At 41.4% G+C, this 15,643-nt stretch carries 12 protein-coding genes and 1 other annotated feature; of the genes, 11 read left to right on the top strand and 1 reads right to left on the bottom strand.

Annotated elements, in window-relative coordinates; translation table 11 throughout:
• Nucleotides 1-43: 43 nt before the first annotated feature.
• From rplA to tuf, 11 genes are all read left to right on the top strand, one after another.
• The gene (gene rplA, locus MLE14_RS17290; protein ID WP_243299665.1) at nt 44-745 is read left to right on the top strand and encodes a 50S ribosomal protein L1; all 702 of its coding nucleotides are present in this window, start codon (nt 44-46) and stop codon (nt 743-745) included.
• Between the two features lie 41 nt (nt 746-786).
• Nucleotides 787-937: a sequence feature (ribosomal protein L10 leader region), on the top strand.
• Between the two features lie 114 nt (nt 938-1,051).
• Nucleotides 1,052-1,552: a 50S ribosomal protein L10 gene (rplJ, locus tag MLE14_RS17285; protein WP_243299664.1), complete on the top strand. Its 501-nt coding sequence runs from the start codon at nt 1,052-1,054 to the stop codon at nt 1,550-1,552.
• 57 nt (nt 1,553-1,609) lie between these two features.
• Nucleotides 1,610-1,975 (top strand): 50S ribosomal protein L7/L12, encoded by a 366-nt coding sequence (rplL, locus tag MLE14_RS17280; RefSeq protein WP_243299663.1) that lies wholly within the window; start codon nt 1,610-1,612, stop codon nt 1,973-1,975.
• A gap of 121 nt (nt 1,976-2,096) precedes the next feature.
• Nucleotides 2,097-2,699 carry a class I SAM-dependent methyltransferase gene (locus tag MLE14_RS17275; protein ID WP_243299662.1) on the top strand — a complete coding sequence of 201 codons (603 nt, stop codon included), beginning with the start codon at nt 2,097-2,099 and terminating at the stop codon, nt 2,697-2,699.
• Nucleotides 2,700-3,097: 398 nt separating this feature from the next.
• Nucleotides 3,098-6,658, top strand: a complete 3,561-nt coding sequence (rpoB, locus tag MLE14_RS17270; protein WP_243299661.1) for a DNA-directed RNA polymerase subunit beta — start codon at nt 3,098-3,100, stop codon at nt 6,656-6,658.
• A gap of 53 nt (nt 6,659-6,711) precedes the next feature.
• Complete coding sequence (gene rpoC, locus MLE14_RS17265) at nt 6,712-10,311, top strand: DNA-directed RNA polymerase subunit beta' (protein ID WP_243299660.1); 3,600 nt, start codon at nt 6,712-6,714, stop codon at nt 10,309-10,311.
• Between the two features lie 184 nt (nt 10,312-10,495).
• Nucleotides 10,496-10,750, top strand: coding sequence for a 50S ribosomal protein L7ae-like protein (locus tag MLE14_RS17260; RefSeq protein ID WP_243299659.1), 255 nt, complete (start codon nt 10,496-10,498; stop codon nt 10,748-10,750).
• 111 nt (nt 10,751-10,861) lie between these two features.
• Nucleotides 10,862-11,281 (top strand): 30S ribosomal protein S12, encoded by a 420-nt coding sequence (rpsL, locus tag MLE14_RS17255; RefSeq protein ID WP_243299658.1) that lies wholly within the window; start codon nt 10,862-10,864, stop codon nt 11,279-11,281.
• A 41-nt stretch (nt 11,282-11,322) separates the two neighbouring features.
• Nucleotides 11,323-11,793 (top strand): 30S ribosomal protein S7, encoded by a 471-nt coding sequence (gene rpsG, locus MLE14_RS17250; RefSeq protein WP_243299657.1) that lies wholly within the window; start codon nt 11,323-11,325, stop codon nt 11,791-11,793.
• Nucleotides 11,794-11,849: 56 nt separating this feature from the next.
• On the top strand, nt 11,850-13,928 hold the full coding sequence (gene fusA / locus MLE14_RS17245; protein ID WP_243299656.1) for an elongation factor G: 2,079 nt from the start codon (nt 11,850-11,852) through the stop codon (nt 13,926-13,928).
• 131 nt (nt 13,929-14,059) lie between these two features.
• On the top strand, nt 14,060-15,247 hold the full coding sequence (gene tuf, locus MLE14_RS17240) for an elongation factor Tu (RefSeq protein WP_243299655.1): 1,188 nt from the start codon (nt 14,060-14,062) through the stop codon (nt 15,245-15,247).
• Nucleotides 15,248-15,422: 175 nt separating this feature from the next.
• Here the strand turns inward: tuf and MLE14_RS22775 are convergent.
• A partial coding sequence (locus tag MLE14_RS22775) for a transposase (protein WP_243298308.1) occupies nt 15,423-15,643 on the bottom strand: 221 nt, incomplete at its 5' end.

Raw genomic sequence — 15,643 nt, 5'->3', positions numbered from 1 at the left:
GGGAGGTCAATCCGTTAAAACCACAAAATAGGAGGATATTAAAATGGCTAAAAGAAGCAAAAAATATCAAGAAGCAGCAAAGCTTGTTGATCGTACAAAAGCATACGATGTAAACGATGCGATTGAATTAGTGAAAAAGACTAACTTCGCTAAGTTTGACGCAACAGTTGAAGTTGCATTTCGTTTAGGTGTTGATACTCGTAAGAATGACCAGCAAATCCGTGGAGCAGTTGTTCTTCCGAACGGAACTGGTAAAACTCAACGAGTACTCGTTTTCGCAAAAGGTGAAAAAGCGAAAGAAGCAGAAGCAGCTGGTGCTGATTACGTAGGCGACTCTGAATATATAAACAAAATCAACCAAGGCTGGTTTGATTTTGACGTGATCGTAGCAACACCTGACATGATGGGTGAAGTTGGTAAGCTTGGTCGTGTGCTCGGACCTAAGGGCTTAATGCCAAACCCTAAAACAGGTACGGTTACATTTGATGTTGATCGAGCTGTTAAAGAAATCAAAGCTGGTAAAGTAGAATACCGTGCTGATAAAGCTGGTATTGTACATGTTCCAATTGGTAAAGTTTCGTTTGATAACGGGAAATTGGTTGAAAACTTCGCGACTATTTACGAAACCATGCTTAAAGCGAAGCCTGCTGCAGCAAAAGGTACCTATGTGAAGAGCGTTGCTGTTACATCTACAATGGGACCTGGAGTAAAAGTAGACCCAGCATCATTTTCTTTGAAAAACTAGGTTGACATTGTTGGACCATCCTAGTATAATTTATAGGGTGTTAATTTAATACATGTATGCCGTAGACAGTAGGTGCCGTAAAAAGCTTAATTTCCTACCGAGGTGTTTGAGCGAATAGAACCTATCATTTTGATAAGTGTGATTCTTTCAGCCTTCATGTCTACAAAGATATGGAGGCTTTTTTATACTTCAAAAATAGTTGAAGTATAAAGGCATCGAGGCAACCGCCTACAATATAGAATACTTAGCTAAAGAATAAGTTTTCTTTTACGGTATGGATGTAACCATTCTACAGGAGGTGGCAGAATGAGCAGTGCAATTGAACAAAAGAAATTAATCGTAGATGAGATTACAAACAAATTCAAAACAAGTGTTTCTACAGTTGTTGTAGATTACCGCGGATTGAATGTAGCAGAGGTAACGGAGCTTCGTAAACAGCTTCGTGAAGCTGGAGTAGAATTCAAAGTCTACAAAAATACACTTTCTCGCCGTGCTGCAGAAGCAGCTGAACTAGCTGGGCTAAACGAACATCTTCTTGGACCAAACGCAATTGCGTTTAGCAGCGAAGACGTTGTAGCTCCTGCAAAAATCTTAAGTGATTTTGCTAAAAAACACGAAGCGCTTGAAATTAAAGCGGGTGTCATCGAAGGAAATCTTGCAACTGTTGAGGAGATCAAAGCTCTTGCAGATCTTCCATCTCGCGAAGGTTTACTTTCTATGTTGCTTAGCGTTCTTCAAGCTCCAATCCGTAACTTCGCATTGGCAGCTAAGGCTGTTGCTGATCAAAAAGAAGAACAAGGTGCTTAATCGAATTACAAACGACAAATTTATAAAACACACAATAAGATTAGGAGGAAATTTCTCATGACTAAAGAACAAATCATTGAAGCAGTTAAAAATATGACTGTTTTAGAATTAAACGAATTAGTAAAAGCTATTGAAGAAGAATTTGGTGTAACTGCGGCTGCTCCTGTAGCTGTTGTTGGCGGTGCTGCTGCTGGTGCTGCTGCTGAAGAGAAAACTGAATTTGATGTGGTTCTTGCTTCTGCTGGGGACCAAAAAATCAAAGTTATCAAAGTGGTTCGTGAAATCACTGGTCTTGGACTTAAAGAAGCAAAAGATCTTGTTGATAACACTCCAAAACCTCTTAAAGAAGGAGTTTCTAAAGAGGAAGCTGAAGAAATCAAAGCTAAGCTTGAAGAAGTTGGAGCTGGCGTAGAAGTAAAATAATTAAATTATGAGCCCGCATATTTGCGCGGGCTCATTTTTATACTTGAGCTTTATAAGCTTTGCATAACCCTCATGAATTTCCGCATTCATCTTCATTTAATGCTTCGAGGAGGCGAACGAAATGACTGATCATTATTATTCTCGCAAACCAGAAGTAATGAGTAATCGCTCCACTGTTATTTTTCAAAGGCATAATCGATCGATTCGATTTACAACAGATGCAGGTGTTTTTTCAAAAAAAGAGGTCGATTTTGGGACAAGAACTTTATTAGAATCATTTGAACCCCCACAAGTTCAAGGTCCGTTTTTGGATGTAGGCTGCGGCTATGGCCCAATCGGAATTACGATTGCGCTTGATTATCCGGAACGGCTGGTGCATATGGTAGATATCAATGAAAGAGCGATACAGTTAGCAGAAGAAAATGCCGAAGCTAACCGCGCGGAAAATGTCAACATTTATGAAAGTGAAGGATTTGGATCGGTTACAGAAAATAATTTTGCTGCGATCCTGACAAATCCGCCTATCCGCGCAGGTAAACAGGTCGTTCATGACATCCTTAGAAAAAGTTATGATCATTTAGTTCAAAACGGGGAGCTTTGGGTGGTTATCCAAAAAAAACAAGGGGCTCCATCAGCGAAAGAGAAGCTTGAAGAAATTTTTGAGGAAGTAGAGGTTGTCAAAAAAAATAAAGGATATTTTATTTTAAAAGCAATTAAGCGTTGACTCGCAAATTTCATTATGCTATTATTATAAAATGCCAATATATTATTTGTACCCGTATGCCTAATTTTAGGTAATTTAGTCATTGGCATTCCCGTTGTAATTTATTCATCCTCTGAAAAAATAAGTTTAATCAATTTTATTCATAGAAGTATATGGAATGGATAATATGGGAAAGATAATCTAATAATGGGTCGTTTTGTTGAAAAATGAGGTTTTCAAAAGTGAAACCCTTTTTCTTTTTGTCTTGTGTGAGCACGTCTCTTCAAGACTTAATATATATAATTGTAATATGTTTTACGATTTTTTTCTAGTAGGGCTGACGGTTAAACAACAAGTTGTTTACATAAAGGCTTTACACTTTGTTTTTTACACTACGTAAATTTGAGGGGTGAAAACAGTTGACAGGTCAACTAGTTCAGTATGGACGACACCGCCAGCGTAAAAGCTTTGCTCGTATTAGCGAAGTGCTTGAATTGCCAAATCTCATCGAAATCCAAACAGCTTCGTATCAGTGGTTTTTAGATGAGGGTTTAAGAGAAATGTTCCAGGACATTTCACCGATTGAAGACTTTACCGGTAACCTCTCATTAGAGTTTATCGATTATAGTCTTGGCGACCCGAAATATTCTGTGGAGGAGTCCAAGGAGAGAGATGTTACATACTCCGCTCCGCTTCGCGTTAAAGTCCGCCTTGTTAACAAGGAAACGGGCGAAGTGAAGGATCAGGATGTATTTATGGGTGATTTTCCGCTTATGACTGACACTGGTACATTCGTGATTAATGGGGCAGAACGTGTCATTGTTTCGCAATTGGTTCGTTCTCCTAGTGTTTATTATAACGGAAAACTTGATAAAAACGGGAAAAAAGGTTTTACAGCTACTGTAATACCGAACCGTGGTGCATGGCTAGAGTATGAAACAGATGCGAAAGACGTGGTTTACGTTCGTATTGATCGTACCCGCAAGCTGCCGGTAACGGTGCTGCTTCGTGCACTTGGTTTTGGTTCCGACCAAGAGATCATTGACCTTATTGGGGATAATGAATATTTGCGTAATACTCTTGAGAAGGACAATACAGAAAATACGGAAAAAGCGTTATTAGAAATATATGAACGCTTACGTCCGGGCGAACCGCCAACTGTTGAAAACGCAAAAAGTCTGTTGGTTTCAAGATTTTTTGATCCAAAACGTTACGACCTTGCAAGTGTAGGTCGTTACAAAATAAATAAGAAGCTTCATATTAAGAACCGTTTGTTTGGTCAAAGGCTGGCTGAGCCTATTGTTGACCCTGAAACAGGGGAAATTCTTATTGAAAAGGACACTGTTCTTGAGAGACGTGTGCTAGATAGGCTAATTCCTCACTTGAGCAAAGGAATCGGCTATGTGACCTATAGACCAACAGGCGGAGTAGTAGAGGAAGAAATCCTTTCACAATCTATTAAAATTTACGCTCCTAATGAAGAAGGCGAAAAAGTTATTACTGTCATAGGAAATGCCGATGTTCCTGAGAAAATCAAGAACATTACTCCTGCTGATATAATTGCTTCGATCAGCTATTTCTTTAACTTGCTGCACGGAGTAGGCGATACAGACGATATCGACCACCTAGGGAATCGTCGTTTACGCTCTGTTGGGGAGCTGTTGCAAAACCAATTTAGAATTGGTTTATCCAGAATGGAGCGCGTTGTTCGTGAAAGAATGTCTATTCAAGACACTGCCACGATTACACCGCAGCAGCTTATTAACATTAGACCGGTGATAGCTTCAATTAAAGAGTTTTTTGGAAGTTCTCAGTTGTCTCAATTCATGGATCAAACGAATCCATTAGCTGAACTGACACATAAGAGACGTCTATCAGCGTTGGGACCAGGCGGTTTGACTCGTGAACGCGCAGGCTTTGAGGTTCGTGACGTTCACTATTCTCACTATGGCCGTATGTGTCCAATTGAAACACCTGAAGGTCCGAATATCGGTCTGATTAACTCGCTTTCATCCTATGCGAAAGTAAATAAATTTGGATTTATTGAGACGCCTTATCGCCGGGTTGACCCAGATACTGGTAAGGTAACATCGCATATTGATTACTTAACGGCGGATGAAGAGGATAATTATGTAGTGGCTCAAGCCAATGCTCGTTTGGGTGAAGACGGTTCCTTCTTAGATGAAGAAGTTATTGCTAGATTCCGCGGTGAAAACACGGTTGTTAAGCGTGAGCGCGTCGATTATATGGATGTATCACCTAAACAGGTTGTTTCTGCAGCTACCGCGTGTATACCGTTCTTAGAAAACGATGACTCAAACCGTGCCTTGATGGGTGCGAACATGCAGCGTCAAGCTGTTCCGCTTATGCAGCCTGAAGCTCCAATTGTAGGTACAGGTATGGAATATGTTTCAGCAAAAGACTCTGGTGCTGCCGTTATTTGTAAGCACGAAGGTATTGTTGAACATGTTGAGGCAAAAGAGATTTGGGTCAGAAGAATTGAAGTTGTTGACGGTCAAGAGATTAAGGGAGATCTTGATAAATATCGGATGCTCAAATTTGTCCGTTCTAACCAAGGTACATGCTATAATCAGCGTCCGATTGTAAGTGTCGGCGACCGGGTAACGAAAGGTGAAATTTTAGCAGATGGACCTTCAATGGAAAAAGGCGAATTAGCTCTTGGGCGCAACGTATTGGTCGCATTTATGACCTGGGATGGTTACAACTACGAAGATGCGATTATTATGAGTGAAAGACTCGTCAAGGATGATGTATATACATCTATCCACATCGAGGAATATGAGTCTGAGTCCCGTGATACAAAGCTTGGACCTGAAGAAATTACACGTGATATTCCAAACGTCGGTGAAGATGCACTGCGCAACCTCGATGAAAGAGGAATTATCCGCATCGGTGCGGAGGTTAAGGATGGGGACCTTCTTGTTGGTAAAGTAACACCAAAAGGGGTAACTGAATTAACCGCGGAAGAAAGACTTCTTCACGCAATCTTTGGTGAAAAAGCAAGAGAAGTACGTGATACTTCCCTGCGCGTTCCTCACGGAGGCGGCGGAATTGTATTGGATGTTAAAGTCTTTACGCGGGAAGCCGGAGATGAATTGCCTCCAGGTGTGAACCAGCTGGTGCGAGTTTTCATTGTACAAAAACGTAAAATCCATGAAGGAGATAAAATGGCAGGCCGTCACGGTAATAAAGGGGTTATTTCCCGCATTTTACCTGAAGAAGATATGCCGTTTTTACCAGATGGTACACCAGTTGATATCATGTTAAATCCATTAGGGGTTCCATCGCGGATGAACATTGGTCAGGTACTTGAACTTCACCTGGGAATGGCTGCAAGAAGACTTGGTATCCATGTTGCTTCGCCGGTATTTGACGGTGCCCGTGAGGAAGATGTATGGGCAACGATTGAGGAAGCCGGAATGGCGAGCGATGCCAAAACGATTCTTTATGATGGCCGTACCGGTGAACCGTTTGATAACAGAGTTTCTGTCGGAATTATGTACATGATTAAATTAGCTCACATGGTTGACGATAAACTTCATGCTCGTTCAACAGGGCCATACTCATTGGTTACACAACAACCTCTTGGCGGTAAGGCTCAGTTTGGAGGACAGCGCTTTGGTGAGATGGAGGTATGGGCTCTCGAAGCTTACGGTGCTGCATATACTCTTCAAGAAATATTAACAGTTAAGTCCGATGACGTAGTGGGCCGTGTGAAAACATACGAGGCTATTGTTAAGGGCGACAATGTTCCAGAGCCAGGGGTTCCGGAATCCTTTAAGGTATTAATGAAGGAACTTCAAAGCTTAGGAATGGATGTCAAAATCTTGTCTAGTGATGACCAAGAAATTGAAATGCGTGATTTAGAAGATGATGATGAAGTACAACAAGCTGAATCTTTAACAATCTCGTCTGAACATGATCAGCCAGAAACTGAAACAGTTGGGACAAAAGAATAGTTATAAAAGCAACATAAGGGAAGAACCTGAGACGAAAAAGGGAGGTAGGCCCCTTGTTGGATGTCAATAATTTTGAGTATATGAAAATAGGTCTTGCTTCACCCGATAAGATCCGTTCATGGTCTTATGGAGAAGTTAAAAAGCCTGAAACCATTAACTATCGTACATTGAAGCCAGAGAAAGACGGTCTGTTCTGCGAAAGAATTTTCGGTCCGCAAAAAGACTGGGAGTGTCATTGCGGTAAGTATAAAAGAGTGCGTTACAAAGGTGTCGTTTGTGATCGTTGTGGCGTAGAAGTTACACGGGCAAAAGTACGTCGCGAGCGGATGGGACATATCGAGCTTGCGGCTCCCGTTTCTCATATCTGGTATTTTAAAGGAATCCCAAGCCGAATGGGTCTTATTTTGGATATGTCACCTCGTGCTTTGGAAGAGGTTATCTACTTTGCTTCCTATGTTGTGACAGATCCAGCTGATACTGCATTAGAGAAAAAACAACTTTTATCTGAAAAAGAATTTCGTGCATACCGTGAAAAGTATGGCAACAAGTTCCAAGCTTCAATGGGAGCAGAGGCTATCAAAAAGCTTCTGCAAGACATTGATCTTGAAAAAGAAGTAGAAACCTTGAAGGAAGAATTAAAGGTAGCTCAAGGACAACGCAGAACACGTGCAATTAAGCGTCTTGAAGTCCTGGAAGCCTTCAGAAACTCAGGAAATGATCCATCTTGGATGATTCTGGATGTTCTGCCTGTTATTCCGCCAGAACTTCGTCCGATGGTACAGCTTGATGGCGGTCGTTTTGCAACGTCTGACTTAAACGATTTATACCGTCGTGTTATCAACCGTAATAATCGTTTAAAACGCCTATTAGATCTTGGAGCACCAAGTATCATTGTTCAAAATGAAAAACGCATGCTTCAAGAGGCAGTAGACGCTCTTATCGATAATGGACGCCGAGGCCGACCGGTAACTGGCCCAGGAAACCGTCCGCTTAAATCACTTTCTCATATGCTTAAAGGTAAGCAAGGACGTTTCCGTCAAAACTTACTTGGAAAGCGTGTTGACTATTCTGGTCGTTCTGTTATCGTTGTTGGTCCGAACCTAAAAATGTACCAATGCGGTCTTCCTAAAGAAATGGCAATTGAATTATTCAAGCCATTTGTTATGAAAGAGCTTGTTGAAAAAGGGCTGGCACATAATATTAAGTCAGCCAAGCGTAAAATAGAGCGTCTTCACCCGGAAGTTTGGGATGTGCTAGAAGAAGTCATTAAAGAGCATCCGGTATTATTAAACCGTGCACCAACTCTGCACAGACTAGGGATCCAAGCGTTTGAACCAACACTTGTTGAAGGCAGAGCGATTCGTCTTCATCCATTAGTGTGTACAGCCTACAACGCAGACTTTGATGGTGACCAAATGGCCGTTCACGTTCCTTTATCTGCAGAGGCTCAAGCAGAGGCAAGATTATTAATGCTTGCGGCACAAAATATCTTGAACCCTAAAGATGGTAAACCGGTTGTTACTCCTTCTCAGGACATGGTATTAGGTAACTATTACTTAACCTTAGAAAGAGAAGGTGCTATTGGAGAAGGAATGGTATTTAAAGATACGAATGAAGCATTAGTGGCGTATCAAAATGGATATGTGCACCTGCATACTCGCGTAGCGGTATATGCCGGCTCTTTAAACAACCAATCCTTTACTGAAAAACAGAATAAAATGCTGTTGCTGACAACCGTCGGGAAGATTATTTTCAATGAAATTCTCCCAAACACGTTCCCATATATTAATGAACCGACAAAAGAGAACCTAGTTGAGAAAACACCTGAGAAATATTTTGTGGAACCAACTGAAAATGTCAAAGAAATTATTAAACAGCAAGAAATTATTCCTCCTTTCAAAAAAGGATTCTTAGGAAATATCATTGCGGAAGTATTTAAACGTTTCAAAATCACAGAAACATCTAAAATGCTTGACCGCATGAAGGACCTTGGATTTAGATACTCTACGAAAGCTGGAATTACAATCGGTATTGCGGATATCGTGGTGCTTGGCGAGAAAGAACAAATTCTTTCAGAAGCTCAGCAAAAAGTGGATAACGTTATGAAACAATTCAAGCGTGGTCTGATTACAGAGGATGAAAGATACGATCGCGTCATCTCTATTTGGAGTGCTGCGAAAGACGAAATCCAAGGTAAGCTGATGAAGACCCTTCATCGCTTAAATCCAATCTTTATGATGAGTGATTCCGGAGCCCGTGGTAACGCATCTAACTTTACACAGCTTGCGGGTATGCGCGGATTGATGGCAAACCCGGCTGGACGAATTATTGAATTACCGATTAAGTCTAGTTTCCGTGAGGGTCTAACCGTATTGGAATACTTTATTTCCACACACGGTGCCCGTAAAGGTCTTGCGGACACAGCTCTTAAAACGGCGGACTCTGGTTACTTAACACGCCGTCTGGTAGACGTTGCTCAAGATGTTATTGTTCGTGAGGATGACTGTGGTACGGACAGAGGAATTCGTGTAACTGCTTTAAAAGAAGGCAATGAAATTATTGAGCCACTTGAAGAGCGTTTAGTGGGACGCTATGCCCGTAAATCAGTGAAACATCCAGAAACAGGTGAAGTTCTTGTACCTGAAAATGGCTTTATCACTGAAGATCTTGCGAAAGAGATTGTGGATCTAGGAATTGAAGCTGTCTGGATTCGCTCTGCATTTACATGTAATACGAAACATGGTGTATGTAAAAAATGTTACGGCCAAAACCTTGCAACTGGTCAACAGGTTGAAGTTGGGGAAGCAGTAGGTATTATTGCTGCCCAATCAATCGGTGAACCAGGAACCCAGCTTACAATGCGTACGTTCCATACTGGCGGGGTAGCCGGAGATGACATTACCCAAGGTTTACCGCGGATCCAAGAGCTATTTGAAGCGCGTAATCCGAAAGGTCAGGCGGTTATTACTGAAATAGATGGTGTAGTAACAGCCATTAATGAAGCGAGAGACCGTCAGCAAGAAATTGTAATTCAAGGTGATGTCGAAACTCGGAACTATCTCATTCCATATACTGCACGCTTAAAGGTAGCTGTGAATGATCGGGTAGAAGCCGGAAGTGTATTAACAGAAGGTTCGATTGATCCTAAGGAATTGCTGAAGGTTAAAGACGTGGCTGCAGTCCAAGAATACCTGCTGCGCGAGGTACAAAAAGTTTACCGGATGCAAGGGGTAGAAATTGGCGACAAACACGTAGAAGTGATGGTTCGGCAAATGCTTCGTAAAGTACGGGTCATTGATGCCGGAGATACAGATGTGCTTCCAGGATCACTATTGGACATCCACCAGTTTACGGATGCCAACCGCAAAGCGTTGCTTGAAGGCAAATATCCAGCGACGGGACGTCCGGTACTCCTAGGTATTACAAAAGCATCGCTTGAAACTGACTCATTCCTATCAGCAGCTTCCTTCCAGGAAACAACTCGTGTTCTAACAGATGCTGCAATCAAAGGAAAACGGGATGAATTGTTAGGACTTAAGGAGAATGTAATTATTGGTAAGCTAGTTCCTGCAGGTACAGGAATGCAGCGCTACCGCAAAGCAACTCCTGAAGTCACTAAACAAGCTGCCGATGAACCAGTAAGTGTTCAGTAAACAATGGATTTCCAACATACTCGCGAGGAAGAAAGAACCTCTTCGCGAGTATGATCCATTTAAAAAGAAATTTTACAATACTTTAATACTGAAAATTTATTTCTATTGTTGACATCTATTCTTTTGGGATGATATTATAGCAAAGGTGCTTCTTACGAAAATGATGCTTTGGAGGAACCTTTAAGTGTCTTATGAAAAAGTATCAACCGCAAAAGAAATAGTCGTAGGAACAAAACAAACAGTCAAGGCTATTCAAAAGGGCCGTGTGCAAGCTGTTATACTGGCGGCTGATGCGGATCCGCGCGTAATTAACCCTGTGTTGACCGCTGCGGAAGAACACGGTGTCCCAATTTGGCAAGTAGACTCTATGCAAAAACTTGGGAAAGCTTGTGGAATTGATGTAAAAGCCAGTGCTGTTGGGATTATTAAAGAGAAATGAATGTTGCAATTTCTCGTTGCAATCTTTTCTTTTGTCCAAAAAATGAACCACCTGGATGTGTGGAACAAGAACTTGGACCTAGATTAGAATAGAAGAAGGGAGGACAAACAGATGCCAACTATTAACCAACTAGTGCGCAAGCCGCGTCAAACTAAAGAGGAAAAATCAAAATCTCCAGCGCTTAACAAAGGTTATAACAGCTTTAAAAAGTCTCAAACTAACCTTTCTTCACCACAAAAGCGCGGGGTTTGTACTCGTGTTGGTACAATGACACCGAAAAAACCAAACTCTGCATTGCGTAAATATGCGCGTGTTCGTTTAACAAACGGAATTGAAGTTACAGCTTATATTCCTGGAATCGGACATAACTTGCAAGAACACAGTGTTGTGCTAATTCGTGGAGGTCGTGTTAAAGACTTACCAGGGGTTCGTTATCACATTGTTCGCGGTGCTCTTGATACCGCTGGAGTTAACGAGCGCAAACAAGGCCGTTCTAAATACGGAACGAAAAAGCCAAAAGAGAAAAAATAATAGACTAATTTCATAAAACATCTTTGAAAGGAGGATACATCATGCCACGTAAAGGACCTGTAGCAAAAAGAGATGTACTGCCAGATCCGCTTTATAATTCAAAACTCGTTACTCGTTTAATCAACAAAATGATGATTGACGGTAAAAGAGGAAAAGCTCAAAAGATTCTTTATTCAGCATTTGAAATTATTCAAGAACGTACAGGTAAAGAGCCTATGGAGGTATTTGACCAAGCTCTTAAAAACATTATGCCTGTTCTTGAAGTGCGCGCACGCCGTGTCGGTGGTTCGAACTATCAAGTACCAGTTGAAGTTCGTCCAGATCGCCGTACTACACTTGGTTTGCGTTGGTTAGTAAACTATGCACGTCTTCGCGGTGAAAAAACAATGGAAGAGCGTCTTGCTAACGAAATTCTTGATGCAGCAAACAACACTGGTGCTGCTGTTAAGAAGCGTGAAGACACTCACAAAATGGCAGAAGCAAACAAAGCGTTTGCTCACTATCGCTGGTAATATTTCTTATCTAATACAAATTATTATTCCACACATAAAGGAAGGAGAAAGACTAAATGGCCAGAGAGTTCTCCTTAGAAAATACACGTAATATAGGAATCATGGCTCACATTGATGCTGGTAAGACCACAACAACTGAGCGTATTCTTTATTACACTGGTCGTATTCACAAGATTGGCGAAACTCACGAAGGTGCATCTCAGATGGACTGGATGGAGCAAGAACAAGAACGTGGAATCACGATTACATCTGCTGCAACAACTGCACAATGGAAAGGAAACCGCGTAAACATTATCGACACTCCAGGACACGTGGACTTCACTGTAGAGGTTGAACGTTCATTGCGTGTACTTGACGGTGCGGTTGCGGTTCTTGATGCCCAATCCGGTGTTGAACCTCAAACTGAAACAGTTTGGCGTCAAGCGACAACTTATGGAGTACCACGTATTGTGTTTGTAAACAAAATGGATAAAATCGGTGCAGACTTCCTGTACTCAGTAAAAACTCTTCATGAACGTTTACAAGCCAATGCTCATCCTATTCAGTTACCAATAGGTGCTGAAGATCAATTCGAAGGTATTATTGACCTTGTTGAAATGAAAGCTACGTTCTACGGTAACGATTTAGGTACCGATATCGAAGAACGTGAAATCCCTGAAGAATACCGTGCACAAGCTGAAGAATACCGCGAAAAATTAATTGAAGCGGTAGCTGAGCTTGATGAAGAATTAATGGAAAAGTATCTTGGCGGTGAAGAGCTCACAAACGAAGAGATCAAAGCTGCTATTCGTAAAGGTACTGTTAACGTTGAATTTTATCCGGTACTTTGTGGATCAGCCTTCAAAAACAAGGGTGTTCAAAAAATGCTAGATGCTGTTATCGACTATCTTCCATCTCCACTAGATGTACCAGCAATTAAAGGTACATTGCCTGATTCAGATGAAGTAGTTGAACGTCATTCAAGCGATGACGAACCATTCGCAGCTCTTGCGTTTAAAGTTATGACTGACCCATATGTCGGTAAACTTACATTCTTCCGTGTATATTCCGGAACATTAAGTTCTGGCTCATATGTACAAAACTCAACAAAAGGTAAGCGTGAGCGTGTCGGACGTATTCTGCAAATGCACGCAAACCACCGTGAAGAAATTTCTATGGTATATGCCGGAGATATCGCGGCAGCTGTTGGTTTAAAAGATACAACCACTGGTGATACTCTATGTGATGAAAAGAATCTAGTTATTCTAGAATCAATGGAATTCCCAGAGCCAGTTATTCAGCTTTCTATCGAACCAAAATCAAAAGCTGACCAAGATAAAATGACAACGGCATTACAAAAACTTCAAGAAGAAGACCCAACTTTCCGCGCCTATACTGATCAGGAAACTGGACAAGTTATTATCGCCGGAATGGGAGAGCTTCACCTAGATATCCTTGTAGACCGTATGAAGCGTGAATTTAAGGTAGAAGCTAACGTGGGTGCTCCACAGGTAGCGTACCGTGAAACATTCCGTTCTAGTGCACAGGTTGAAGGTAAATTTGCTCGTCAATCTGGTGGTCGCGGACAATACGGACACGTTTGGATTGAATTCTCTCCAAACGAAGAAGGAAAAGGCTTCGAATTCGAAAATGCAATCGTCGGTGGTGTTGTTCCACGTGAATACATCCCAGCGGTTCAAGCGGGTCTTGAAGATGCCCTTGAAAGAGGCGTATTAGCAGGATTCCCAATGGTAGACATCAAAGCAAAATTATTTGATGGTTCTTACCATGATGTCGACTCAAGTGAGATGGCGTTTAAAATTGCTGCATCTATGGCACTTAAGAACGCTGCCGCCAAGTGTGACCCTGTTATTCTAGAACCGGTAATGAAGGTTGAAGTTATCGTTCCTGAGGAATATATGGGCGATATCATGGGTAACATTACTGCTCGCCGCGGTCGTGTTGAAGGTATGGAAGCACGCGGTAATGCTCAAGTTGTTCGCGCGATGGTTCCACTATCTGAAATGTTTGGATATGCGACAACTCTTCGTTCTGCTACTCAAGGTCGTGGGGTATTCACAATGCAATTCGACCATTACGAAGAAGTTCCAAAATCGATTTCTGATGAAATCATCAAAAAAAATAAAGGTGAATAATTGATTTCACCTTTATGATAAAGTATAACTACTTATAGAAATGTGGTTGCTATGAAAACGAGAAAATCGTTTTCATAGCCCATATATAAACTTTCTATTACTTAATTTTAAAATTTAAGGAGGAAATCCTAATGGGTAAAGCTAAATTTGATCGTTCTAAGCCACACGTAAACGTTGGTACAATCGGACACGTTGACCATGGTAAAACTACTCTTACTGCAGCTATCACTACTGTACTTGCTAAACAAGGTAAAGCTGAAGCTCGTGCATATGATCAAATCGACGGTGCACCAGAAGAAAGAGAGCGTGGTATCACAATCTCTACTGCACACGTAGAATATGAAACTGAAAATCGTCACTATGCTCACGTTGACTGCCCAGGACACGCTGACTATGTTAAAAATATGATCACTGGTGCTGCGCAAATGGATGGCGGAATCCTAGTAGTATCTGCTGCTGATGGTCCAATGCCACAAACACGTGAACACATTCTTCTTTCTCGTCAAGTAGGTGTTCCTTACCTTGTTGTATTCTTAAACAAATGTGACATGGTTGATGACGAAGAACTATTAGAACTAGTTGAAATGGAAGTTCGTGATCTTCTTTCTGAGTACGATTTCCCTGGGGATGAAATCCCTGTAATTAAAGGTTCTGCTCTTAAAGCTCTTGAAGGAGATGCTGAGTGGGAAGCTAAAATTATCGAACTTATGGACGCTGTTGATGAGTACGTTCCAACTCCACAACGTGAAACTGACAAGCCATTCATGATGCCGGTTGAGGATGTATTCTCTATCACTGGCCGTGGTACAGTTGCTACTGGACGTGTTGAGCGCGGACAAGTTAAAGTTGGTGACGTAGTTGAAATTATTGGTCTTACTGAAGAGCCAAAATCAACTACTGTAACTGGTGTTGAAATGTTCCGTAAGCTTCTTGATTATGCTGAAGCTGGAGATAACATTGGTGCACTTCTTCGTGGGGTTTCTCGTGATGAAGTACAACGTGGTCAAGTATTAGCAAAGCCTGGTACAATCACACCACACACTAGCTTCAAAGCTGAGGTTTATGTTCTTTCTAAAGAAGAAGGTGGACGTCACACTCCATTCTTCTCAAACTATCGTCCACAATTCTACTTCCGTACAACTGATGTAACAGGAATCATTACACTTCCTGAAGGAGTAGAAATGGTTATGCCTGGCGATAACATCGAAATGACTGTTGAACTAATCGCTCCTATCGCGATTGAAGAAGGTACTAAGTTCTCTATCCGTGAGGGTGGACGTACTGTAGGTGCCGGAGTCGTTTCTTCTATTACTAAGTAATGACCGAACAATTAAAAAGATGCATCTTTTAAAGCCATCGCTTACTAGCGATGGCTCAGATTGAAGACAAAAGGCATTTGGGAATGTTTTTATTCCCAAATGCCTTTATGATTTTAAGAATTTTTCTCAGAATCCATCTTAGAAATGAGTGTGATTTGTCTATTATTCTTATTCTTTATGCCATTTTTGGACTTACCCAAGTCCAGTTGGCTAATTTCTTAAGATTTATGGCAGCAAACGTAAGCATCGCCTGCATGGACAATTTTTTAAGGCCTCTTAAAGTAGTCCATCGCATACCATGCTTTTCTTTTGCATCCGCAAAGACTCGTTCAATGGATTCTTTTCGACGTGCATATATTTCTTTTACTTCTTGTTTATGACGAAGGTGTTCGGCCT

Origin of the sequence: Bacillus litorisediminis (assembly GCF_022808645.1) — a bacterium.
GTDB classification, from domain to species: domain Bacteria; phylum Bacillota; class Bacilli; order Bacillales; family JC228; genus Bacillus_BF; species Bacillus_BF litorisediminis.
Note: the sequence above shows the minus strand (reverse complement) of the source record. Positions and strands in the feature narration are given on the sequence as shown.

Bases quoted from the DNA above. Each gene is read 5' to 3' on its own strand.
- rplJ (WP_243299664.1), top strand. From the start codon at position 1,052: ATGAGCAGTGCAATTGAACAAAAGAAATTAATCGTAGATGAGATTACA.
- fusA (WP_243299656.1), top strand. From the start codon at position 11,850: ATGGCCAGAGAGTTCTCCTTAGAAAATACACGTAATATAGGAATCATG.
- rpsG (WP_243299657.1), top strand. From the start codon at position 11,323: ATGCCACGTAAAGGACCTGTAGCAAAAAGAGATGTACTGCCAGATCCG.
- MLE14_RS17275 (WP_243299662.1), top strand. From the start codon at position 2,097: ATGACTGATCATTATTATTCTCGCAAACCAGAAGTAATGAGTAATCGC.
- tuf (WP_243299655.1), top strand. From the start codon at position 14,060: ATGGGTAAAGCTAAATTTGATCGTTCTAAGCCACACGTAAACGTTGGT.
- rplA (WP_243299665.1), top strand. From the start codon at position 44: ATGGCTAAAAGAAGCAAAAAATATCAAGAAGCAGCAAAGCTTGTTGAT.
- rpsL (WP_243299658.1), top strand. From the start codon at position 10,862: ATGCCAACTATTAACCAACTAGTGCGCAAGCCGCGTCAAACTAAAGAG.
- rplL (WP_243299663.1), top strand. From the start codon at position 1,610: ATGACTAAAGAACAAATCATTGAAGCAGTTAAAAATATGACTGTTTTA.